General features: G+C 61.8%; 16 protein-coding genes, 2 tRNA genes and 1 CRISPR repeat array. Of the genes, 3 read left to right on the top strand and 15 right to left on the bottom strand.

Annotated elements, in window-relative coordinates; genetic code table 11:
• Positions 1-42: 42 nt before the first annotated feature.
• On the bottom strand, positions 43-1,122 hold the full coding sequence (locus tag KHZ24_07960) for a YdcF family protein (GenBank protein MBS5451126.1): 1,080 nt from the start codon (positions 1,120-1,122) through the stop codon (positions 43-45).
• A gap of 199 nt (positions 1,123-1,321) precedes the next feature.
• Between KHZ24_07960 and KHZ24_07955 the strand changes: the two genes are divergently transcribed.
• Positions 1,322-2,713 (top strand): pyridoxamine 5'-phosphate oxidase family protein, encoded by a 1,392-nt coding sequence (locus KHZ24_07955; protein MBS5451125.1) that lies wholly within the window; start codon positions 1,322-1,324, stop codon positions 2,711-2,713.
• A 26-nt stretch (positions 2,714-2,739) separates the two neighbouring features.
• Positions 2,740-5,371: direct repeats of the CRISPR family, unit length 29 nt; unit sequence GGGATCATCCCCGCATACGCGGGGAGCAC.
• Positions 5,372-5,488: 117 nt separating this feature from the next.
• Here KHZ24_07955 and cas2e read toward each other — a convergent pair.
• The 9 genes from cas2e to KHZ24_07910 form a co-directional block, all read right to left on the bottom strand.
• Positions 5,489-5,848, bottom strand: coding sequence for a type I-E CRISPR-associated endoribonuclease Cas2 (gene cas2e / locus KHZ24_07950; GenBank protein MBS5451124.1), 360 nt, complete (start codon positions 5,846-5,848; stop codon positions 5,489-5,491).
• Entirely contained in the window at positions 5,845-6,849 is a 1,005-nt protein-coding gene (gene cas1e / locus KHZ24_07945) for a type I-E CRISPR-associated endonuclease Cas1 (protein ID MBS5451123.1), read from the bottom strand. The genes cas2e and cas1e overlap by 4 nt, the downstream gene beginning before the upstream one ends.
• Complete coding sequence (gene cas6e / locus KHZ24_07940; GenBank protein MBS5451122.1) at positions 6,846-7,544, bottom strand: type I-E CRISPR-associated protein Cas6/Cse3/CasE; 699 nt, start codon at positions 7,542-7,544, stop codon at positions 6,846-6,848. Before cas6e ends, cas1e begins: the two co-directional genes overlap by 4 nt.
• Before the next feature lie 10 nt (positions 7,545-7,554).
• Positions 7,555-8,307 carry a type I-E CRISPR-associated protein Cas5/CasD gene (cas5e, locus tag KHZ24_07935; protein ID MBS5451121.1) on the bottom strand — a complete coding sequence of 251 codons (753 nt, stop codon included), beginning with the start codon at positions 8,305-8,307 and terminating at the stop codon, positions 7,555-7,557.
• 1 nt (position 8,308) lies between these two features.
• Positions 8,309-9,442 (bottom strand): type I-E CRISPR-associated protein Cas7/Cse4/CasC, encoded by a 1,134-nt coding sequence (gene cas7e, locus KHZ24_07930; GenBank protein ID MBS5451120.1) that lies wholly within the window; start codon positions 9,440-9,442, stop codon positions 8,309-8,311.
• 39 nt (positions 9,443-9,481) lie between these two features.
• On the bottom strand, positions 9,482-10,156 hold the full coding sequence (locus tag KHZ24_07925) for a type I-E CRISPR-associated protein Cse2/CasB (protein MBS5451119.1): 675 nt from the start codon (positions 10,154-10,156) through the stop codon (positions 9,482-9,484).
• Entirely contained in the window at positions 10,149-11,855 is a 1,707-nt protein-coding gene (gene casA / locus KHZ24_07920; protein ID MBS5451118.1) for a type I-E CRISPR-associated protein Cse1/CasA, read from the bottom strand. The genes KHZ24_07925 and casA overlap by 8 nt, the downstream gene beginning before the upstream one ends.
• 178 nt (positions 11,856-12,033) lie before the next feature.
• Positions 12,034-15,075, bottom strand: coding sequence for a CRISPR-associated helicase Cas3' (gene cas3, locus KHZ24_07915; protein ID MBS5451117.1), 3,042 nt, complete (start codon positions 15,073-15,075; stop codon positions 12,034-12,036).
• Positions 15,076-15,265: 190 nt separating this feature from the next.
• Complete coding sequence (locus KHZ24_07910; protein ID MBS5451116.1) at positions 15,266-15,796, bottom strand: ATP-binding protein; 531 nt, start codon at positions 15,794-15,796, stop codon at positions 15,266-15,268.
• A 282-nt stretch (positions 15,797-16,078) separates the two neighbouring features.
• Here KHZ24_07910 and KHZ24_07905 point away from each other — a divergent pair, with 282 nt between their 5' ends.
• Positions 16,079-17,479: an ATP-binding protein gene (locus tag KHZ24_07905; protein ID MBS5451115.1), complete on the top strand. Its 1,401-nt coding sequence runs from the start codon at positions 16,079-16,081 to the stop codon at positions 17,477-17,479.
• Positions 17,480-17,863: 384 nt separating this feature from the next.
• Here the strand turns inward: KHZ24_07905 and KHZ24_07900 are convergent.
• From KHZ24_07900 to KHZ24_07890, 3 genes are all read right to left on the bottom strand, one after another.
• Positions 17,864-17,939, bottom strand: a tRNA-Lys gene (locus tag KHZ24_07900).
• A 210-nt stretch (positions 17,940-18,149) separates the two neighbouring features.
• A complete protein-coding gene (locus KHZ24_07895) occupies positions 18,150-18,560 on the bottom strand; it encodes a hypothetical protein (protein ID MBS5451114.1) in 411 nt (136 codons plus the stop codon).
• A gap of 809 nt (positions 18,561-19,369) precedes the next feature.
• Positions 19,370-19,444, bottom strand: a tRNA-Gly gene (locus KHZ24_07890).
• A 362-nt stretch (positions 19,445-19,806) separates the two neighbouring features.
• Here KHZ24_07890 and KHZ24_07885 point away from each other — a divergent pair.
• The gene (locus KHZ24_07885) at positions 19,807-20,931 is read left to right on the top strand and encodes a glycoside hydrolase family 3 protein (protein MBS5451113.1); all 1,125 of its coding nucleotides are present in this window, start codon (positions 19,807-19,809) and stop codon (positions 20,929-20,931) included.
• Positions 20,932-20,964: 33 nt separating this feature from the next.
• On the opposite strand, the gene KHZ24_07880 is transcribed toward KHZ24_07885, so the two are convergent.
• Both KHZ24_07880 and KHZ24_07875 read right to left on the bottom strand, forming a co-directional pair.
• Positions 20,965-21,636: a TrkA family potassium uptake protein gene (locus tag KHZ24_07880; protein ID MBS5451112.1), complete on the bottom strand. Its 672-nt coding sequence runs from the start codon at positions 21,634-21,636 to the stop codon at positions 20,965-20,967.
• A 36-nt stretch (positions 21,637-21,672) separates the two neighbouring features.
• Positions 21,673-22,311, bottom strand: coding sequence for a TrkA family potassium uptake protein (locus KHZ24_07875; protein ID MBS5451111.1), 639 nt, complete (start codon positions 22,309-22,311; stop codon positions 21,673-21,675).
• Between the last annotated feature and the right edge of the window lie 102 nt (positions 22,312-22,413).

Here is a 22,413-nt window from a genome sequence, read left to right as displayed (position 1 = left end):
AACCAGCAGGAAAATGCAGATGTGAAGCTTCCCGCCGCGCGACTAGAATACGTACGTTGCCGCGATGTAGAGCGCCCATAACACGAAGATGACGACATACGGCCACAGATGGGCCTTCGTGATAGCAATGAACTCGCGCATGAACGCGGCCGGCCAGTACCAGCCGCGCGTGGGGCTCCCGACGCCGTCGGCCTGAATGCCCAGCTTGTGGGCATATTCAGCACAGCGAAACACATGGAAGTCGCTTGTGACGACGGCGCAGCGATACGGACGGCATCGCCGGGGGGCGCCGGCGCGCGATGGAGTGGGGACATCGCCAGCAGGCGCACCAAGGCCCGCCCGCTCGTCCATGATGCGCTTAGAGAACGCAAGGTTCTCCATAGTTGTCGTGGACTCGTCCTCGTCGAGGATCATCTCGTCGGGAACACCGCGCTTAGCAAGATAAGCGTGCATGGCCCGCGCCTCCGACACCTCCTCGTCAGGCCCCTGGCCTCCCGAGACAATGAAATACCCCACGCGACCCTGGCGATCCCACAGCTCGAGCGCACGGTCAAGGCGCCCCGCCAGAAGCGGCGACGGCTTGTCACCCACCAGGCCAGCTCCGTGCACGACGATGTAGTCGTACGTGCGGCGACGTGGCAGGACGCGGTAAAACCACGAGTACAGCAGGAGCGCCACGAGCGTGAACGAGAACCAGAGCCCCTCCAGCATCAGCAGGCCGATGACTTCGATAACCCACACCGGCGCAGAGAGCGTCACCGCCACCGGCAAGGCAAAATACATGAGCAGGATGAAAGCCGCGAGTGCACCGGGCAGCAAGCTTGACGCTGACAAACCGTTGCGCCGCACAACGGTGACGCAATTCGCAACGAGCAGTCCCGAGGCAGCGAGAGGGAACAGAAGCGCAGCAAGGACAAGCGGTATCACCATCCACAGCTGGCCAAAGCGCATGCCGAGCATCAGGGCGGCCCACAGAAGACCGGCCAGCAGGTAGATAGCGTTACGAAAGCGACGAGGCTCGCGCACAAACGAGATGAGGAAGCACAGCCCCGCAACGATAGCAGGGGACCACAGCGCCACGACGAGAACCGTGTCGGCATGTGCGTTCAGAAATGTCTCCATCGCGCGCCCCTCACCCTATAGGATGCCACCGATCTTTCTCATTGTACCGAAGCGAAAACGGGGAGGAATGCCTCCGAGTTAGCTACGGCCCTCTGAGGAGATACCGTGCCGCGAGAGGCACGGACCCCCTTTCGGGCTACGCTTGTATGTGGGCAATCTGCATGCCAACCCGACCGCGCCGCCACCCGAAGGGAAGCCCATGAGTAACGAGAGCCTCGCGCCGTCCCAGACAGTCGACTCCACTGATCTCGAAGAGATTGCGAGCAGCGGTTCGCAGATACAGCGAGCACTTGCCGGGCTGCTTTACGGAGGTGGCTACGAGGATCCCGAGATGTCGCGCGCGTTCATCAGGTGCCGCATCCTCCTGGAGCGCTATAACGCCTCGAGCGTCACGGATCCGCAGGGTCGTCGTGCGCTGCTTGAGATGCTCATCGGATCGCTCGCCGACGACTGCTGCATCGAGCCGCCATTTCGCTGCGACTACGGAAGCAATATCTCGCTGGGGCGGGGCTTCTATGCCAACACCAGCTGCGTTTTCCTCGACTGCGCACCCATCACGATTGGCGACAATGTGTTCGTCGGACCGCAGGTAGGGATGTACACGCCGACGCACCCCATCGATGCCGAGACACGTAACACGCACGTTGAGCTGGCCCTTCCCATCACGATCGGCGATGACGTCTGGATCGGGGGAAACACGACCATCTGCCCCGGCGTCACTATCGGAAGCGACGTCGTCATCGGAGCGGGGTCAGTCGTAACGCACGACATCCCCGACCACTGCATAGCCGTCGGGAGCCCGTGTCGCGTGCTGCGCACCATCACCGACGAGGAGCGAGCCACGTGGAAGCGCATGGCGCAGGAGTACATCGGCCAGATGGATGCGCTCGGCATCGAGAAGAGGAAGCGAGCGGATCAGGCCGGGGCCGACTTCGCTCATGAGGTCGAGCTCATCGACGAGCAGCTCGCGGCCAAAACCAAGCCGGCCTCCGCCTCCGCGGAGAATCCAACGCGGGCGCAGACCATTCCCATGCGCCGGACACGCCAAGAGCTCCCACGTGAAGAGGTGGCATCGCTGCTGGTAGCTCACGGGGCGACGTCCGGAACCCTGGCCCTGAACGACCCCGTTGCGGGCGTTCCCTATCAGGTACCGATAAGCTACGTGTACGAGCCTGCAACGGATGCAGCTCCGCTCGGCACGTTCTACTTCCACGGGGCACTCAAGGGGCACAAGATCGAGCTCATTCGCCAGGGAGCGCAGGAGGGAACGAACCGCGCGAGCTTCTGTGTGACGTTCGCCGATGATGTCGTGCCCGAGAACTATTCGACGCGTTATCGCAGCGCCGTGGCGACGGGGTGCATCGAGGAGGTTGAAGACGAACAGGAGCGACAGGTGGCGCTCATGGAGCTCGGTCTCGCATATGCGGCAACGCTGGCCAATCCTCGTGGGGCGACGCAGGAAGAGATCGACAAGTTCGGCCCCGCCACCTGTGTGCTCGCCCTGCGAGTCGAGACGCTCGTTGGCAAAGAGGCGAAGTCTCTCGCCGAGGAGAGGAATGGGGCGACGACTTCGCCCGCGGCAGCGATATAGACGACCCTGTTGATCGACGTCGCCACGGGATCATCCCCGCATGCGCGGGGAGCACGGTCATTCCAAAGCCGTCCGCTATTTTCTTCATGGGATCATCCCCGCATGTGCGGGGAGCACGACCTCGGCGGACTTGGCGTAGGACTCCATCCCGGGATCATCCCCGCGCATGCGGGGAACACTGGGCCGGGCCCTGTCGGCGTCGGCCAGCGCCGGTGGATCATCCCCGCACATGCGGGGAGCACCTTCTGGGCGAACTGGATGGCGCCCTGCTCGACGGGATCATCCCCGCGTATGCGGGAGCACGTACTCGAGGCGGTTGGCCGACAGCATGATCTCGGGATCATCCCCGCGTATGCGGGGAGCACAGGCTGTACGACTTGCCGCTGCCGGGCTCCCCGAGGATCATCCCCGCATACGCGGGGAGCACGCTGACCGTCTCGACGAAACCGTTCCACGCCTCGGGATCATCCCCGCATACGCGGGGAGCACGCGCTCCCAGACCAGGCGGCTCTTGAGCACCCAGGGGTCATCCCCGCATATGCGGGGAGCACGGGTGCCGCGACCCTCGTGTGGGGCGTCATCATGGGATCATCCCCGCATACGCGGGGAGCACAAAGGGGTCGCCATACGAGACGTTCGCGTCGTAGGGATCATCCCCGCATACGCGGGAGCACCGGCGCGGGGTGGGGATTCCTGACGTGCGCCGCGGGATCATCCCCGCATACGCGGGGAGCACGGCGGCCGTGGCCGTGCTGGGCGCGGGCGGGTGGGGATCATCCCCGCACATGCGGGGAGCACCTGACCCCTCTCGTATCCGTAGGCGTCCACGAAGGGATCATCCCCGCACATGCGGGGAGCACCCCGATCATGGACAAGCGGGTCGTGCTGGAGTGGGGATCATCCCCGCACATGCGGGGAGCACGGTGCGCGGTCGCGCCGGACACCGAGGCGTCATCGGATCATCCCCGCATACGCGGGGAGCACCTTGCCCGACTTCGTCTCTTTCCACCTGATGTCGGGATCATCCCCGCATACGCGGGGAGCACCACGTGGTCGTAGTCGGGGTTGTCCCAGCCCCAAGGATCATCCCCGCATACGCGGGGAGCACCCTGACGGCAGATCCGCAGGGCAACGAGACGATGGGATCATCCCCGCATACGCGGGGAGCACCTCCCATGCGGAGGACAGCAGGCTCGACATGGCGGGATCATCCCCGCATACGCGGGGAGCACGTCAGAGCTGCTCGCGTAGGCCACGTGGAAGTAGGGATCATCCCCGCATACGCGGGGAGCACGCCCGTGCCGACGTTTGCCATGACGTTGGCCTGGGGATCATCCCCGCATACGCGGGGAGCACTCGTAGTGCGTGCTCATGTGGTGCTCCTTTCTAGGGATCATCCCCGCATACGCGGGGAGCACCGCCCCGGTCGCAGGGTAGAGCGCGGCGTGGAGGGGATCATCCCCGCATACGCGGGGAGCACGTCTCCCGTCGGGCGGAGCTCCGCGAGGTTTATGGGATCATCCCCGCATACGCGGGGAGCACGCACGACCACGCCATGGACGTGTCGGGGTCGGTGGGATCATCCCCGCATACGCGGGGAGCACCCTCATCGCAGAAAGGCGTCAATGTCCGCCTGCGGGATCATCCCGGCATACGCGGGGAGCACGGCGGCACGTTTAGCCCTCCTTGACCCACCATCGGGATCATCCCCGCATACGCGGGGAGCACCATCTCCGGCGAGCGCGACTCTGACTCCTCGACGGGATCATCCCCGCATACGCGGGGAGCACCGGAAAGGTGGCCGCGTACAACCTGGCGTACGCGGGATCATCCCCGCATACGCGGGGAGCACGTTTTCGTTTTGGGTGACGATGCCAGATACGGCGGGATCATCCCCGCATACGCGGGGAGCACGATCGAGCTGACCAACTACGACGGCAACCCCGTAGGATCATCCCCGCATACGCGGGGAGCACGTTGATGGTGCAGGTCAGCTCCGTGGCCGTCTCGGGATCATCCCCGCATACGCGGGGAGCACGTCGGGTCGGTCGAGTCCGGGTCCAGCTCGAAGGGGATCATCCCCGCATACGCGGGGAGCACCTCGCGCAGCATGAAGTGCTCGACGATGCGCTCGGGATCATCCCCGCATACGCGGGGAGCACGCGCTGACGCCCAACTCGACGCTGCCTGACTGGGGGATCATCCCCGCATACGCGGGGAGCACCGATATCTCGCGCTCCTGCTTCGTGGAGTAGTTGGGATCATCCCCGCATACGCGGGGAGCACGGCGATGGCCAGAAAGACCGTGATACGCCGCGCGGGATCATCCCCGCATACGCGGGGAGCACGCGCCCGGCGGAGCTCGTGGCCGACTTCCGCCAGGGATCATCCCCGCATACGCGGGGAGCACCGAGGCCCACTTGCGCCAGCGCACGCCGTTCGAGGGATCATCCCCGCATACGCGGGGAGCACGTTTCTCTGCTGGTTCGCCACGGCCAACGCGTTGGGATCATCCCCGCATACGCGGGGAGCACCATCATCAGTCTCACTACAGTACCGCAGGGGATGGGATCATCCCCGCATACGCGGGGAGCACGCAGCGGGCGCAGCCTCTGCAGCCGGAAAGGCAGGGATCATCCCCGCATACGCGGGGAGCACACTTGTTGACCTCGGGATCCCTGCCGAAGCATCTCGATTTTAATTCACTTTCCTTCTCGCAAAAGCCCCGTTCTCAAAGCAAAAAGCCCGCACCCGAAACGCCGCCCGCCACGAACTTCATCCGCCATATCTCCGCGCACGGTGGCGCTTGCTCGCGCTGCTCCACCCCGCCTTTGGCGCACCCATCAGCGTGGAGTCCTCAGTCCCCTTTGGCCGGCGGATCAGTTCCAGCCCATCCACGTCGACAGGCCCCCAATCAGGTTGGTGAACCTTAAAAGCCAGATGTTGCTCGTTGTTCATCGAGTACACCATGATTGCTCGCCCACCTTCCGCCAGGGAAACAACTCTTTCCCACAGCTTATCTCGGACGCGAGCGGACACGTGGCCAACGAACACGCCTGGGGCTATCTCCAGCAGCCATCGCGTCAGATCCCCGCGCAAACCACTTGGGCAGGCAGTCAACACCATAACGATCATGTCTCTTCCACCGCCCCGAGGTCCCAGTCCTCTGCGTAGGACTTCCCCGCCGGCACCTCTCCCCGCTTATCATCCCAAAGCGTGACGAGGTCCCCCATCGTATCCGGCTCTTGAACAACCTCTCCCAGCAGCAAGTCCTTTACATCGCTGACAATGCGATCGAGAATCGCCAGGTTATAGAACTCGTCCCTCATGGCATGTCGCACTACTGACCCGATGTCATCCGGCTTCGTCGCGGCAGCCCTGAACGCAACTGGGATTGAAACATCAGCTTTGTACAGATCGGCAATATCGTACACAAACGACTTCTCGTGTCCCGTGTGCACAAAGCCCAGCCCCGGCGAGCACCCGAGCGCAACGATGGCCGCGTGCACGATTCCGTAGAGGCACGTATGCGCCGCAGACAGCGCTTTGTTTATCTCCGATCCCGCATCGTAATCGTTTGGATCAAACACCCTTTTGTCCCATGGAACACCCGTCTCGTGTGACCGCGCCCGATATACCTTGCGGACTCGGGCCCCTTCGCGCCCTCGAAGCTGCTGCATGGTGAGTTTCGATACGTCTTCGCCCTCAAAACGCATGCCATACATGCGTCGCGCCACGGCAAGCCGCGAGCGCGCGTTGGAGACAAGAGCCGCCTGGCGCTGCAAGAGGGCCGAAGAGTGCGTGAGAGGCTTACCGAACGCATACATCCTGACCCCGCGCTCTCCAACCCAAATAACAGTCGCACCGTTTTCCCCTATCGTTGTCATTGCGCGATGGGTAACCGTTGTGCCAGGTCCCAGCATGAGAACGTTAAGCGAAGCCGCAGGCAGATACACCGTCCCCTCGTCATCGACGATTGTGATGGCGTTGTCTGAGCGACTCACGGTGCAGCGTTCGAAATACGCAAACGTCAGACGATCCTGCACACGCGCCAAGTCCGTGACCTCCGGGGGAGGGGAGCCCAGAGGCTTCTTACGAGGCCCACCCGTTCCTCCCCCAGACATCTCGGCGCTCATCGGAAGATGGCCCGGGCGGGGGCCACCGTAAGCAGGCCACATCCAAATCCTTTAGCCCGCCCCATCCCGTAGCACAGTGTGCGTCTAAACTTCTCGGCATCCAAAACCACCAGTGTGCCGTCATACACCACCGTCGTCAGGGTAACGTGGCTCCCCTTGTGGAGAAACGCACCCTTAGCCCGCTGGCTCAAGCGCACGGCAGGCGCACCAGCGCTGTCCGACGCAACAGAGAACCCATGTTCTTCGCACCGGGAAAGCAGCCATTTGAGCTGCTGCTGCTCGGTAACATGGCCCTGGATTTTTCCGACAACATTCTCGTTCTTCTGGGTCCCCAAATCCTTGGAGACCTTTCTGACCGGATTTGCCTTCAACCTGAAACTCCAGACCTGGCCATCTGCTATTCGATCCAGCAGGGGCGCATAGTCCTTAGTCTCCCACGTCCCTAACGTCGGCCATCCCGCCCGCTCGCAAATATGCGTGAAATCGGGCTTGTCAGGGCTCACCACATACAACCAGATATCCTCTGAGCCACGGGGCACAATATCCAAGCGCCAAAGAATCCTGCCCTGCGCAGACCCACTCTCCTCTCGAGGAGGAAACGCATGCTCAACGGCAGCGTGCATTTTGTTCGGCGACGCGATCAACTCCATTGCTCCCCTGCGAGCAGAGTTGAGCGGCAACTTCGAGATATACATCCTCCCCTCCTTAGAAGAACATGGGGTCGTGGATGGCGAGATAAGCCTCCGCCGTCTCTTCAACATGTCGATCCCCGCCCACATCATTACAGGGATTCCCACAGGGGTTAGGCACGTAGTACCGCACGACGCTGCGCACACCATAGCGCCGGACAGCACCGAAGCTCAGGGGGATGTCGGGCTGACTTTCCCCCCGCTCCCCCGCACGAGCATCACGCGACACCTCTAATTCGGGATAGGTCGCACTGTCTCCATCGCGCCCAAACCTCGCCCGATACCACTCGGAAGCAATCCAAGGCTCGTTTGCCAGGGCTTCGACCACGTCTCCGTAACAAGCGCCCCTCCCGGACAAGACCAAAGGGACATCGGCAGGACACGACCTGCGCCCCAAAAACAAAGGCCATCGAGGACGGCCGAGAGCCTTTTCTATCGAAGCCAGCAACCCGACCTCTCCCCCAAGCGCCACCAAAAACTTGGCGTCGGCCAGGTAATATCGCTGCGAGAGAGGCATCGTAGCCTTGCCATCAGCCGAGCGCTCCGTCTGGAAGTCACGCAGTAGCCTCCCCGGCTGGTCGGCGCGCACACCAAACTCGAGACCACACAAATCGGACAGAGGCTCTTCCCGCCCACGCCCCAAAGCAGCAGCAATAAGCCCGACGACACCGCTCTTCGTAGGCTCGCGCCGCGTCGAGCGCACCGTAAATCGGGAGGAGTCTCCCCATGACTGCAGCGGCCCCGACAGGCGCAGCAGCAGTACACCCATCTCACTCACCGGATCCCAGATATGCCAGAACCTCGTCATGTAAGCCGGCGACGAGATCCCCGAGGCAAACACTCTCGCTCACGGCATCCAGCTCAACCACGGACTTACCGACAACGGTGTTCCACGCTTTGTGGGCGGGCATACCGTACGCCCGCTCGAAAGCCTCGACCGCTGTACCCAGTTTGGCAGCAGCCTGACGGGCAACTGACGTATCTACCGCAGAGGTAACAGGACACTCGAAAGCAGAGACGACGTTCACAGGCTGGGCGTCACGCAAAGAGACGAGAATGCAGCTCGGAAGCGTCCTGTTGGCAAACGTGTTTTGCTTACCAGTGGGCATGGAACGAGCGAATGCCTCGACAAACGCCGTAACACCGCAGGCCGTAGCCTCCGTGTCAGAGAGCTGTTCGTACAGAGAGTCGATGTTCACCGTCGCATAGCGATACAACGTTGACGAGTTGAAGTCGACGGTGCCAATCATGCCAGCTCCCGCGTTATCCTCCGACGAGCAGTCGTCAACCGCCGTAAAGTAGTCGTATTCCTGCGTCACTCGATCCACGGAGATAGCGTGGGCAACCTGAGCCGCAGCATCCGTGTTGAGATCGGGGGCATCCGCAAGCATCCGCCCGAACAGTGCGATGTCCACGGCGCCTGTCCCATGAAACGCGGCTTTTGCCTCCTTCTTTGCCGCAGCGTCAAGCTTGTCAGGCTTAAGTCCGGCGTCCGCCCAGCCGATGGCAACTTCGCTCAAGGCATCGAGTTCCCGACGCGAGATGAACACGAGGTAGCTCGTCGCCTGCTTCCCCTCATCGTCTCCCGATCGCTTCGAGGATTCGACAGCGATGCCCAGCGCCTTTAATGTCGCAACACCAAAATCCAGCGCCAAGGCCTCTAGATCCGGCCTCTTTTCGACGATTCTCTGTGCAATAAGCTCGGCGGCAAGCTTCGTGCGAACTCCGAGCGAATCCTTCGGGAGATACTTCTCAAACTCCTGACGCATTGCGCGCTTCCACGCCTGGCTGGAAACGCGAGCACGTTGGACCCCCCCGAAGTACGCCGTCTTGGGACTCCCCGTATCATCCCGGTTAATGTTGCTCGGTGGAACAGTCTGGATGGCATATATATCCACAAACATGGATTATCACCCCAAAATTAAGGTTAGCTCTAGCAGTTGCTATTGGTTTTCAACCTCGACCTTTCGATATTGGAAGTAATCGCGCGCCCATCCATAGAAGACCGATCGCCGCCACTGTCCGGATAGCTGGATCAAATACAGATCCTCTGTAAGCGCCACATAATCAAGTCGGATAATCCGTGTTCCTTTTCCAGACTTGATGAGACGAATAAGGGCGCGCATCCCGTATAGGACACCATCCATATCCGATGCAGCCGCGACCGCGGCTAGGCGGCGCTGAATGCCGGCGGCGGCGTCGAGATCGGGGCAGGCCTCACGACAAGCCTTACCAAACGTGCCATTTCGGCGCCTCCGAGCAAAATCCTCATCGGACTCGTCCGACGCACGTAGAATCGCACATCCCCCCGAAAGAGACTGCTGATGAATGGCATAAAGGTTCAGCACGCCCTTTACAGCCGCAAAAGCTCTGTCCTTATCAGATTCCCGAGCTCCGAGATTCTGGAACGCCTGCTCAGGCCACCCGTCAAACAAAAGCTCACCATTCTCGAGAACGGGCGAGCCCGCCAGGGAGCTCAATCTGCGCAAGCCAGCCAGAGAAGCTCGGGCCCTTGAGGCAGAAGGCCCCGTCCCCGACGTATAGCCACGCTGAAGCACACGAATCTTCGAGACGGCATACAATCCCGCCGTTCTTGCTATGCCCCGTTGATCAGGCATCGTCGCTCACTCCCTCCTTTTTTCGAGGAGCCCCGATGCTCCCCAGGAGCTCGTTTAGGCTGAAGCTCAATCTCGAGAAGGCCTCGGCAGCCGAGTATGTGGCGTTCGTGTACACCTTTCGCCGCGCAAACGGCTGCGGACCCGCGTCTGCCAGGTAACTCCGAGCCAGTCGTAGCAGGACCCGATGCGTCTCGTCATACCACGCGTTGCAATACTCGACTACCGGCTCATCCGTCGAAAAACCTGCGATCTTGCTCCTAAACAGCTCGTCGAGCTCCGCATACGCGCGCTCCCTGACGTCGTCGGACATTCGCCCTGTCTGGCTGTCCCTGTCACCGCGAGCATCGCCCTTGATGCGCTCGACTTCGCGCACGAACGTTGCGAGGCGGGAGACTGCCTGCTCCGTCTGGGCCACCAGCGCGATAGTTTGGGTCGTCGCTTCGGAATCGCTTCTCATCATGGCAGAGCCGAGGTCGAGACGGTCATCGAGTGCGTTGGTGATAACGCTGCTCTGAGCCCCGTATTCGACTCCCTGAGCGTGGATGGCAACAACATCGGGAACGCCTTCTACTTCCTCGTACCGCAGCTCTTCCAGCCAGCGGATCACACCCGGTCGGCAATCACCATCAGCGCCCTTTCCCTTGCTGAGCAACGCCGACAGTCCGCGCCAAAGCGCCCGACCACACACATGCGTTTTGGGCATCAGGGGCATCGTTGAAGTCCCCAGAGCCTTCTGCTGCTGCGCACTTGGACGCCAGGATGTCATCGTCTCCCATCCTGGTGCCTCCGTGGGATGCAGTACATCGCCGTAGCACCCGATAACCCCTTTGACCTGCCCGGGAGCCTCACTCGCCACGAGCCTAGCACGCCTGCTTTGCCACGTCAGCATCTGAGCGGGACCCTGGGGAATTTTAATCTCGCAGTCCGCCGTTGGCGCGGACCTCTCCCATGGAGCAGAATCATGCTCATTTTCGAAGAGCGCCCTGTCCGGAAACGCCGTGTCATACATGACGAAGTTCATCATGAGCGTCTCGAACAGGTTGTTGCCCTCGAGAAAGACACCACCGATCGAGCCGAGCCACCCCATCCCTGGGTAGCCCTTGGGCGGGTAGACCTTACCATTTCTGGCTGAGGAGTTGCCAACCACAGGCGTCTTTATCCCTGCGCAGTCGTACGACTGGAAGAAGAGAAGCCAGCGCGCAGCCTCCGCATAGCCGATGTCCCCCGGTGCATTGCGAGCTCGCATGGAAAACAAGTACTTCGCATCCTTGGGAACGTCGGCGATTAGCTCACGGATTGGATCGAACTCCTTGTCTTTCGAGCTGTAGGCAAGTCCCGGCACCTGAAAGAAGGGGCGCGCGCCGAACAGGTCAAAGCCGTCCCGATACTCACCCAAATAGTCCTCGAGAGCTTCCATCGGAAACGAGCCCTTCAGCCAAAGGTCTCTCCACGCTTCGCGCATTTCACTCCGTCGAAGCTCCTCTTCGAAGCTGCCGGCAAACGCCCGGTACATGGTCGCGACACACAGCCTGATGAGGGGCAGCTCAAGCTGGGGAATGTCGCCAATAACCCGACGTATGCGATGGGCGTCTCTGAAGAGCGTAAGTAGCGACACCTCCGCCGTTTCCCCAGAAAGGCCCACAACAGGGATCCATGGGTTCGTCAAGAGGTTAAAGCTCGGTTGAGCCATATCATTCATTTCAACCTCCTCAATGAGTCGAAGGTGTTGAGATATTCGGTTCTCAAGGTGCGGTCATCTTTCTTTCAAACCCCACGTATGTGGGGAGCATATTGTTAGTAAGTACTAACACAGGACCAACCCAACATCAAAGCCGTCGGGACAACTCGGAGTATACAACTTTTTGAACGTGTTTGTACTAAAAGCTTTTCGTTTGAAGACCCATTTCCCTGGAGTACGTCAGGCATCGGCCATCAAGGTGCGCCACGAGAGCCCCCGTAGCGTCCTCCTCAAAGAAGAGCACGAGCTGGCCGGCCAGCCATGGCGACTCCTGCCAGGCGCCGACGTAGGGACCATCCTCCCTCTCGAGCTCCCGGATAACGCTCTCTATCCTGGTAGGCGGGCACACAGATAGGGGCAGCCTCACCACAGACTGGGCGGCCACCTTTGCGACGGCATCGCTCGGGCACAGATTCGTCGTAAGCTCCGCACCAAGCTCGACACCGCCGGCTTCGTCTCCAATCCACGGCAACAGGCGAATGCCGGCCTCGCCACGCCTAAGAACAACGACCTCCAGCGTTTCCTGAGTATCTCTCACGGCACGAGGCCCACTGTCGTAATCGCCGCCCGCCATCGCTGACTGGCCCTCGCTACGCCTGCCGTTGTACATGCCGACCAGTGTGTCCTCGTTGCGGCACATGTCCGCAACAGAACGCAGGAGACAAAATGAGGCGCGCCGACGCTTCTCTTCGATATGGCGGCTACGATCCTCGCACGCACGGTCATACGTCTCTCGCCATGTCGGCGGCATATCCGCGGCAGTTTCTTCCCCGTACGCTTGGCGCACCATGCGCGAGATGTCAGTCGGCAGCGTCAGCTGGACAGTCGCGCCTTCATTGCGGAGGCCCATAACCGAGAGAGCTTCCAGGAGTGACGCTCGTTCATACACCCTGGCAATCGCCGGCACGAACCTGGGGCCGCCTTCTTCCCAGCTCTCAATTCCCCGCACAAAGCATCGGGCATTCTGTAAGCCAGCGGGCCGATCATCCCGGGCATGTCGATGGACACGACCAAGCCGCTGGAACAAGAGGTCAGTTGGCGCAACATCTGTCACCAGGACGTCGAAGTCCAGGTCGAGCGACTGCTCGAGCACCTGAGTGCCCACCACAATGTGCAGATCCGGCCGACGGCCGTTTGCTCTCGTTGCGTCAGGCCCCAAGATGGCACGGATGGCCTGCTCGTTTTCCATGCGGTCTATGTCAGTGAATCTCGCGTGTGTCAGGGACACCCTGTCCTGGCCAAACGCGGCACGCAAAACCGTTGCCGCCTCTTGTGCACGGCCCACGGTGTCGCAGACAACGCCGGCGCAACCTCCGCCCTCAAGCTGCTTGCCCAGAAGCCCGACGAGCAAATCTGCATCGTCGGCGATCAGAGCGACTTCTGCCGTAAGCCTCCGCGAAGATGGCGCGATGGCAAGGTAGTCGAGAGTAGAGCCATTCGTATACGCGACGAGAGGGTAGGCCGATTCGGGAGCCTTTGGAATATCTATTTCCTGCCGACGTTTCGGCGGGACTGCATCGGGAGGCCGTCTCCTGCCAAGGCTAAGTTTGCTGCCGCCCTCCTTGCTCCCCGCCTCGGCTCGCCATCCTTTCAGATAAGACCGCGCCATCTCCTCTCGCTGAGCTTCGGGAAGTGTTGCCGAGAGAAGGATCACCGGCGTGCGCCAGCTCCCCATCCACTCAAGTGCAACGCGGAGATACTCTCTCATGTACGCGTCATATGCATGGCACTCGTCGATGATGACAACCTTGTTCGCCAAAGCCAGCTGGCGAAGCGCCAGGTGCTTCATTTGGAGGGCGCTCATGAGCACCTGGTCGATGGTGCACACGACGAAGTTGGCGAGCACCCCGCGCTTTCTGCCGTACATCCAATCGCAGACAACGGCTTCTGGACTCTCGGCCTTCTCTCGAATGTCCTGCCCAATTGCCGAAAACGAGCTGCCGTGCGCGATACCCCGATACTCCTCGTTAAGCCGCGCCTTCCCATGAGCGAGATATATGCTGTGGTCGGGCCCTCCGTTTGCTTGGGGAAGGTGCTGCAGCCATGCGTGCACCCGGCTAAACATGGCATCGGTTGTCGCCATCGTAGGCAGAGCAATGCACGCGCCACCGCAGCCCGACGTCCTTGCGAACACTTCCGCAGCCGCAAGTGCAGCCTCTGTTTTTCCCTCCCCCATGGGGGCCTCGATAATCATCAACCCGGGATCGCTCAGCTTTTGAGCGATGTCTAAGACAGCCCGTTGCATGGGACGAGGACTTGCGTTCGCAGGAAAGGAAAAACGCTGGGCATAGAGGGCGCTCGAGACATCGCCCGCCAACGGGCGGCCACGCCAACACGGAAGGATGTCTATGGAAGCCCAGGCTTCCTCGAAGCGCCTCGACAACGCAGCCTCGTCGAGCCGGCCCTCCCTGACAAAGGAGGACAGACCCTCCCCGTCCTGAATGGCGAGCAAGGGGAAGGCATCCTGATCGCTCGCCATCCAATCGACCACGATCACAAGACCAGCGAGAAGGCACGTTATCTGCGGCGGCAAGAACATGCTGGCAATCGATACTAAGGTATCCGACGGCAGGCCAGAGATAGCAATCGCATACTCTACGAGCTCGTTTTGTACGGCCTTCCAGTTGGCATCGCTCTGCCCCAGATCGGTTGGATAATCACTCTCAGCCTCGGACACTCTAAGCTTTTCGGGTGGGGATCCATGATGGCTGCCGAGGATGCTCGTCAAAGAGCGTGCCCTTCCTGGAACGCCATGCTCGGCCAGAATCCTTTGCAGGATTACCTGTCCGGCAACAGGATGCCCCGGCGCATGTTTGGAACTCGACGGAGGTAGGGCAAGGCCCGCTTTCTCCACCTTCCACTTGGGGCCCGCATAAGCCCCGGCGAAATTCCGATGACACGGCATGGTCTGAAAGCAGGGAGTCGCCTTTCCGAGATCGTGGATAGATGCGAGAAAAACGAACAACTGACGAGCAAAAGCGGCGTGGGGCCCGAGACCCCTCCTGATAGTCGATTGCGTGCTGTCCGGGACCCACGTATCCCAAAGCCGTTCAGCGACGCATTTCGAGTCGTATATGTGCATGAAGAGGGGAAGCCATTCTCGCTCCTCCCCGTAGTCGGACTTTCCCCAAAGAGATTGGGCGGCTTTTGAAAGTTGGGGAACCTCCTGGGTGATAGTCATCGCTGCGCCCCTCTCTGTACGCAGTAGAAGCACGGGCTACGGCGGTCTAAGCCGACGATAGCGCAGGCCCCTAGGCCTCGGCCAGAGCACGATCGCCCCATCGGCTAGCGGCTGCTCGTGAGGCGATATCTCCGCTTAGGACTGCTCAACGAGCCAATGCCCTCGATAAGACCCTGTTCGAGTAGGTCTCTTATGTAGCGGGCGAGGAACTGGCTGCGCGACGCCGTGCCCCCGCGCCTGCCGAGCTGCGCGACCGCTGGTTCTCGATGAAGCGATCCACCTCATAGGGCGTCATGCGATGATCGCCGTCACCCGTTCGGATGAACGATCCGCCGCGCTGGCCATACTTTCGCACGTAGCAGGGCTTCTGGCGCGAGGAGGCGTCCGGCACGTTCACGACAACAACAGGAGCGCCCTCAAACGACAGGACGCGTATGTCTGCCTGGACCAGGGGTTCGACGCCCTCCCGCGCGACCTGGGCGCAGTTCGCCTGGGTCGCCTTTGGGTCGAAGCCGGCCTCAGGGTGGAAGCCACGCGACTCTCTGATGCCGAAGATAATAGTCCCGCCCCCGCTGTTCGAAAACGCGGAAACGGTCTCGGCCACCTCCTTCGGAAAACCGCCAGCCGCCGACTTGAGCTCGTATTCCATAAGGTCGGTATGGGCGACCCTCATGCGTTCGATCGCGCGGGCAAGCTCCTCGTCAGTTGCGATCGCGATCATGCAGCCTCCCGAGAGCATCCACTTGGTAAGCTACTCGAGTAGTTGGCGTGTCCAAGTTCCCAAGTAGCTTACCAACTATAGTCCTCTTTTTCCTAAGTATCACCATGCTAGAGCAGTGCGGAAGCCATCATGAATTACAGCAAGAAAGCAGGCGCCTGCGACGTTGTCGCGAAAACGTCGGGGAGCAACCAAGGACGGCCCCGGGGCCTGGCTCTCGTGGATACGATGCTTTATCATTATGCATCTATACATAATGCATGAACGCATAACCTTGGAGGTATCATGTTCATCGGCAGGGAGGCGGAACTGGACAGGCTCGAGCGGCTGTACGCCAAGGAGGCCTTCCAGATGGTCGTAGTGTACGGGCGACGCCGCGTGGGCAAGACGGCGCTCATCACCGAGTTCGCCAGGGGCAAGCGAGCGCTGTACTTCACAGCTCTCGAACAGAGCGACAAGAACAACCTCTCCGACCTCTCGAGGAAGATCCAGGAGTTCTTCGGGCTCCCCCCGACGGGGCCGTTCGAGTCGTGGGCGCAGGCGTTCGGCTACCTCGCGTCCCGCGCCGCCGAGGAGCCGCTCGTCTTCGTGTTCGACGAGTTCCCCTACGCGGCGCAGCGCAACGAGGCGCTGCCCTCCGCGCTCCAGGTAGCCATCGACCACGGGTTCAAGGACACCCGGGCTTTCCTCGTCCTGTGCGGGAGCGACCAGGGCTTCATGGAGAGCAGAGTGCTCGGCCGCAAGAGCCCGCTGTACGGGCGGCGCACTGCACAGATGCAGGTCCTGCCCCTAGGGTTCGCCCAAGCCCGACAGATGCTGCCCGGGCTCGATGCCCAGGAAGCGTTCCGTTACTACGGCTGCTTCGGCGGCGTGCCCTACTACCTCGCACAGGTCGACCCGGGGGCGGGCCTCAGGGAGAACCTGGCGCAGCTATACTTCGACCCCTCCGGTTTCCTGTACGACGAGCCCATGGGCCTGCTGAGACAGGAGCTGGGCGAGCCGGCGCTGTACAACTCCATCCTTCGCGCCGTCGCAGGCGGCGCGAACAAGCCGAGCGAGATCTCGGACAGAACAGGGGTCGCCCAGACGAGCCTCCCCCGCTACCTAAGGACGCTCGAGAGGCTGGGCATACTGGAGCGTCAGGTCCCGTTCGGGGAGAATCCCGAGACGAGCAAGCGCGGGCTCTACCGCATGCGCGACGCTTGCTACGACTTCTGGTTTCGCTTCGTGATGCCTTATGTGTCCGACGTCGAGAGCGGCTTGGGCGAGGCGATCGTGGCGGCCCTGCCCGACTCGCAGATCGCCGAGTACCTGGGGCGCAGGTTCGAGCGGGTCTGTGGGGAATGGCTCGTCGGGGAGGCAAAGGCGGGGCGGCTCCCCTTGCCCGCCACGGCGGTCGGTTCGTGGTGGGGGACGAACCCGGCGACCCGCTCGCAGACCGACATCGACGTGCTTGCCGCGGACAAGGTGGGCAAGAGGCTGCTCATTGGCGAGTGCAAGTACCGCGGCGAGTTCGACGTCTCCGAGGTCGTCCGCTCATTGGAGGGTAAGCGGACACTGGTCAAGGGGTACGTCGCCGAGCATCTATATGTCTTCTCGAAGCACGAGGTGCCGAGGAGCACCAGGGAGGCTCACGGGGACGTCCGCTTCCTCTCGATCCGGGAGATGTGGCCGGAGAGTCGCTGAGCTCGGCGTCGGGCTCGGGACCAGCTTCGCCGGCCCCTCATCTCTTTTGCGCCAGTATGGACGGGTCTGTTCGGCCAAATCTAAGAGCAGGGCATCCCCTCCATGGACGGGAATCCCAACATGTCCGAAGGCAGCGCCTGGAGCGGCGCCTGGCCCCTGGGAAACCTCATCAGCCAGATCGAAGGAAAGCGAAATACCTCGATCTTTGGAAAGAGCGAGGAACATCAATGGGACGAACCCGAAAGTAACGAGAGGAGACACTCCGCACATCTCGCGACGGCACCGCAAGCCAGCACCTCAGAAGATGCCGTTCAAGTTTGGTGTAGGATTTGGTGCGAAAATAGAAATAATCAAAGACTCTAGTTCTCTGACCTGTGATTTTAATGGTGGGCCGTGTGGGGGTCGAACCCACGACCTTGGGATTAAAAGTCCCCTGCTCTACCAACTGAGCTAACGGCCCTCGTATGCACCGAGACATCCGCATACATCTGACGCTACAACTTGCAAGAAGACAGGCATCTTCTCGCCCGGTCATCATAATACGAAGACAGCCATCCCACACCACCACAGCAGCACGGTTTCAAAACAAGCACCGATATTGGTGCAGCGCACAGATCAGCGAGCGATACGCAAATGACCGCTCCGCTCACTTCATTCATCGTCCCACGCGTCACAGCCGAAACAGCGTGGGGTCACCTGTCCCCTCCGCATTTCCCTCGCAAAAGCGCAGGGCTCGCAGCAGATGGGGCATCAGCGTCGCGGGAGTCTCGACGTCGGCCGTTGGGAGCAGGAGGATCTTACGCCAGAGGTCACGGCTGCGCACGAGAATGCACGACCACGCGTAAAAGTCAGCCACTATCTCGCGCGATACACCGCGAGCCTCGTACCAGGAGGGAACATCGCGTGCGCCGTAGCCAGCGAGAAACTCTCGCACATCGCCGCAGCCTGCCATGGGATAAGCGGGAATCGTGTATCCCTCGTGTCGGGCAACTTCCCAGATAAGCATCTCCCCTGCCCGAAAGAACGAGAAGTCGGCACCCAGGACCTCGCTCACGAGTCCAAGCAGTCTCTCGGCGCTCACTCCTGCCGGCAGTTCACATGCGGGCGGCCTCGCCGACGCACCGGGCGCCCCCTCACAGCAATAACTCTCGAACAGTCCGATAAGCCGAGGTGCCAGGGCGCGCTTCCGAGCTTCGATATCCACACTGATCACGATTGCACCCCCAAGCTTCGCGCCCCGCAACCTTCCACGACGATTCCAGTCTACCGATCGGACTCTACCAAGGACACGGTTTCTCGGCCGGCGTCGTGAGATGGGGAACAACGACCACCGTTTCCTCGTGCCAGAACGCGCCGCCTCTCACACATTGCCTATCTATGCGCCCATTCCTGCTCGCTTGAGGGCGCTTTGCGGACAAGAACTGGACCTGTGTATGGCACCGTCTCACGCGGCGGTGGGCCTTGCGTGCCAGAGACCCTCGCAAGCTGCGGCTTTGTTCTTCAGCTTCGCGCCTCAAATTTCCCCACGCCGCGCGGGCGCACGCGGCCAATTCACGAGCTCGATTCTCGTCCAAAAAACGTCCGCGCTCGCACAAAGGCGAGCCACTTCCACAGGAAGGCACCCTCGGCACCTTCAACCGCTCGGAAAACTCCCGCGCCCACACAAAGGCGGATTTACTCTCGCAAAAGCATCCCGATGGCCGTCCACCAGCTACGAAACGCTCACTCAAAGGCGAGTCCATCCCACACGGAGCGCCCTCAATAACCCGCCCGTAACCCATCACCAGCAAGCGTCTGCGCTCGCGCAAAAGCCCGTCCATCTCCACAGGAAGATGCCCCACAAACGCAAGCAGGCCAGGAAGCCGTAGCCTCCTGGCCTGCGAATTCTCATGGAGCGGGCAACGGGATTCGAACCCGCGAGTGTCAGCTTGGGAAGCTGATGCCTTACCACTTGGCGATGCCCGCGTAAGCAGTGACGGCCATTATAGCGGAAAACGCCGCGGCGCGGGAAGACGTCGTCCTCATTCACATCCGATCCCCGTCGCGCCCCGTGCGACCAATTGCGCGTATGCTAGCTCTTGCATATGCCACCAACGCGAGGAGGAACCATGGGAGCACGTGCTCAGGAGCAACGCCGCGATCTCAGTCCGGAGAGCCCTCGCAGGTCTCCCAGAACAGCGGAGAGTCCATCCCACCCCTCGCGCCGCGATGCGATCATGCTGGGCGCCCTCACCTTCGCGGGCCTCGCAGAAACCGCCCTCGCCGGCTGCGGCGCCCAGGCAACAGCAGACAGCAGCGCCTCCTCAAGCAGCGATCACTCCCAAAGCGTGCCTACCATCTCGGAAGCCCCTCAGCCCTCCACAGACCCTCTGCTCGCCATCCCCGGCGCTACCCCGCAAGCCGTCAGCAGGGCCCGCTCCCAGCTTGACAGCATGACGCTCGAGCAAAAGGTTCACCAGATGTTCTTCGTCACACCCGAGAAGCTCACGGGCGTCGATACCGTCACACAAGCCGGCGAAACAACGCGGGCCGCCCTGCAGGCGCGCCCCGTTGGCGGCATCGCCTACTTTGCCGACAATCTCACCGATCCCGAGCAGACTCGCACGCTGCTCTCAGACACGCAGGCCATGGCCCGCGAGCTCACCGGCATCCCGCTGCTGCTCAGCGTCGACGAAGAGGGCGGAACCGTCGCCCGCATCGCCCGTAACGCGGCATTCGGCGTCGAAAACCCCGGCGACATGCGCGACGTCGGCTCTACCGGAGACACGTCGTATGCCCACGACGTCGCGCTCACCATCGGCACCTACCTGCGCGACCTGGGATTCAACCTCGACTTCGCGCCCGTCTGCGACATCGCGAGCAACCCGGACTCCGATGTCATGGCGCGTCGCAGCTTTGGGGATGATCCCCAGCTCGTGGCCGACATGGTCGCTGCCCAAGTCGAGGGCTTCGCCCAGGCTGGCATGCCGTGCAGCGCCAAGCACTTTCCCGGCATCGGCGCCGCCCTGGGCGACAGCCACGACGTCAACATCGTCAGCGAGAAATCCGTTGAAGAGCTCGCCATCGAGGAGCTCATCCCGTTCGAACGGGTCGTCAGCGCCGGCGTCCCCCTCGTTATGGTGGGTCATCTCAGCCTGCCGGTCGCCACGGGCTCCGACGAGCCGGCCTGTCTCAACCCACACGTCGTCACCGATCTGCTGCGCGACCGGCTCAGGTTCGCCGGCCTCATCATCTCCGACTCTCTCGAGATGGGTGCCGTCACGCAGCTCCACGACAGCGCAGAGGCGGCCGTTCTCGGCATTCAGGCAGGTCTCGACCTGTTGCTCATGCCCGAAGACTTTGACACAGCGCTCGAAGGCGTCATGGCGGCACTTGCCGACGGCACGATCACCGAAGATCGCATCGATGAGTCGGTCTCCCGCATCCTGACGCTCAAGTTCTCCCGACTCTAGGCCCATCGCCGGCGCTGGCAGACCCTCGCCGCCCTAGAGGTCGAGCAGCAGTTTGCGCACCTCGTCCTCGTGCGCCGACTTCGTGCACACCAGCACGCTTGCCCCCGGCACGAGCACGGTCGATCCGTTCACGACGTCGAACTCCTCGCCAACGGACATGGCCACGAGGATGGTCGACGGCGGCAGCGTCAGGTCGCTCACGCGCACGCCGCCCTCCGCCTTCAACGTCGTGGATTGGGGAATCTCGATCTCCATCATCGAGAACTCGCCGTGACGCAGCGACATGACCGTGCGCATCTTGGAGGACAGCGCCTCCTCTTCGATCATGCGCGCGATGACGGTTGTGCTCGAGATGGCCTCGATGCCCAGCTTGTAGAAGATGCGCTCGTTGCGCGGGTTGTTGACGCGGGCAATGATGCGTGGCGGGTTGAACAGCGTGCGGGCGATCTCGCAGGCAACGAGGTTGTCGTCGTCGTGACCCATCAGCGCAACGAATATGTCGGCGTCGCGCATACCCGCGTCTTCCATGACGGAGGAGTCGCACGCGTCGCCGTGAATCACCATGCTGCGGCCGCGCAGCTCGCTCGCCAGGACGTCAGCCGTTTCTTCGTCCTGCTCGACAACGACGACTTCGTGGCCGGCCTTTATCATCTGCTGGGCAAGCACCTCGCCGACCTTGCCGCCGCCTCCGATGATGATGTACATGCTCGCATCCCTTCGCCGACCTATGTCCCCGCGCCCCTAGCCTCGCATATAGGGATCGAGCGCCGCCAGAGATCCCTCGTGCACAACCGCCATGACCGCATCGCCGGGGTGTAGGTAGGTCGTCGGCGTCGCTTTGCTAACCGCCCCGTTGTGGCTGTACAGTATGACGTCGATCTCGCCGAGCTCCTCAAGGTCGCGCACCTGCATGACGGCAGGCGCCTCAAGCGAGAACGTCATGACCTCGTACTCGCCCAGCGTGTCAATGTGGTTCGAGCGACGGGACCGGATCTTTGCCGAGATCTCCTCCGCGACGAGCTCTGTGTCGCACACAAAGTCGAGTCCGAGCTGGTGGTAGACGTCCAGGCGCGAGGGGTTCACGAGGCGCGTGATGACGTGCGGCACGTTATAGAGCCGCCGCGCGACCTCCGAAGCCATCAGGTTCACGTTGTCCGAGCTCGTGACCGCCGCAAACGCGTCGCACTCGCGAATGCCGGCCTGTACGAGCACGCGCTCGTCAAAGCCCGTGCCCACGACCGTATGCCCCGAGAAGTCGGGATCGATATGGTCGATGACCTCAGGATTGCTATCGACGACCGTGACGGCGTGCCCCGAGTTGGCAAGAATCTTCGTAAGGCCGGCGCCGACGCGCCCGTACCCGACCACGATGATGTTCACGATCAGCCTCCAGCCTGCACGGGCCCGCAAAACCCTACCTACAAAAAAGCGCGGCGCCCCTCGTCAGCAAAACGACGAGCGGCGCCGCGCCTCACACTCACC

The sequence above is a fragment of the Coriobacteriia bacterium genome, from assembly GCA_018368455.1.
In the GTDB taxonomy this organism is placed as follows: Bacteria; Actinomycetota; Coriobacteriia; order Coriobacteriales; family UMGS124; genus JAGZEG01.
The sequence above is the reverse complement of the archived record's forward strand: the minus strand, read 5'-3'. Positions and strand labels throughout refer to the sequence as shown.

Coding starts and splice junctions, on each gene's coding strand:
- KHZ24_07960 (MBS5451126.1), bottom strand. CDS start 1,122: ATGGAGACATTTCTGAACGCACATGCCGACACGGTTCTCGTCGTGGCG.
- KHZ24_07955 (MBS5451125.1), top strand. CDS start 1,322: ATGAGTAACGAGAGCCTCGCGCCGTCCCAGACAGTCGACTCCACTGAT.
- cas2e (MBS5451124.1), bottom strand. CDS start 5,848: ATGATCGTTATGGTGTTGACTGCCTGCCCAAGTGGTTTGCGCGGGGAT.
- cas1e (MBS5451123.1), bottom strand. CDS start 6,849: ATGAGCGCCGAGATGTCTGGGGGAGGAACGGGTGGGCCTCGTAAGAAG.
- cas6e (MBS5451122.1), bottom strand. CDS start 7,544: ATGTATATCTCGAAGTTGCCGCTCAACTCTGCTCGCAGGGGAGCAATG.
- cas5e (MBS5451121.1), bottom strand. CDS start 8,307: ATGGGTGTACTGCTGCTGCGCCTGTCGGGGCCGCTGCAGTCATGGGGA.
- cas7e (MBS5451120.1), bottom strand. CDS start 9,442: ATGTTTGTGGATATATATGCCATCCAGACTGTTCCACCGAGCAACATT.
- KHZ24_07925 (MBS5451119.1), bottom strand. CDS start 10,156: ATGCCTGATCAACGGGGCATAGCAAGAACGGCGGGATTGTATGCCGTC.
- casA (MBS5451118.1), bottom strand. CDS start 11,855: ATGAATGATATGGCTCAACCGAGCTTTAACCTCTTGACGAACCCATGG.
- cas3 (MBS5451117.1), bottom strand. CDS start 15,075: ATGACTATCACCCAGGAGGTTCCCCAACTTTCAAAAGCCGCCCAATCT.
- KHZ24_07910 (MBS5451116.1), bottom strand. CDS start 15,796: ATGATCGCGATCGCAACTGACGAGGAGCTTGCCCGCGCGATCGAACGC.
- KHZ24_07905 (MBS5451115.1), top strand. CDS start 16,079: ATGTTCATCGGCAGGGAGGCGGAACTGGACAGGCTCGAGCGGCTGTAC.
- KHZ24_07880 (MBS5451112.1), bottom strand. CDS start 21,636: ATGTACATCATCATCGGAGGCGGCGGCAAGGTCGGCGAGGTGCTTGCC.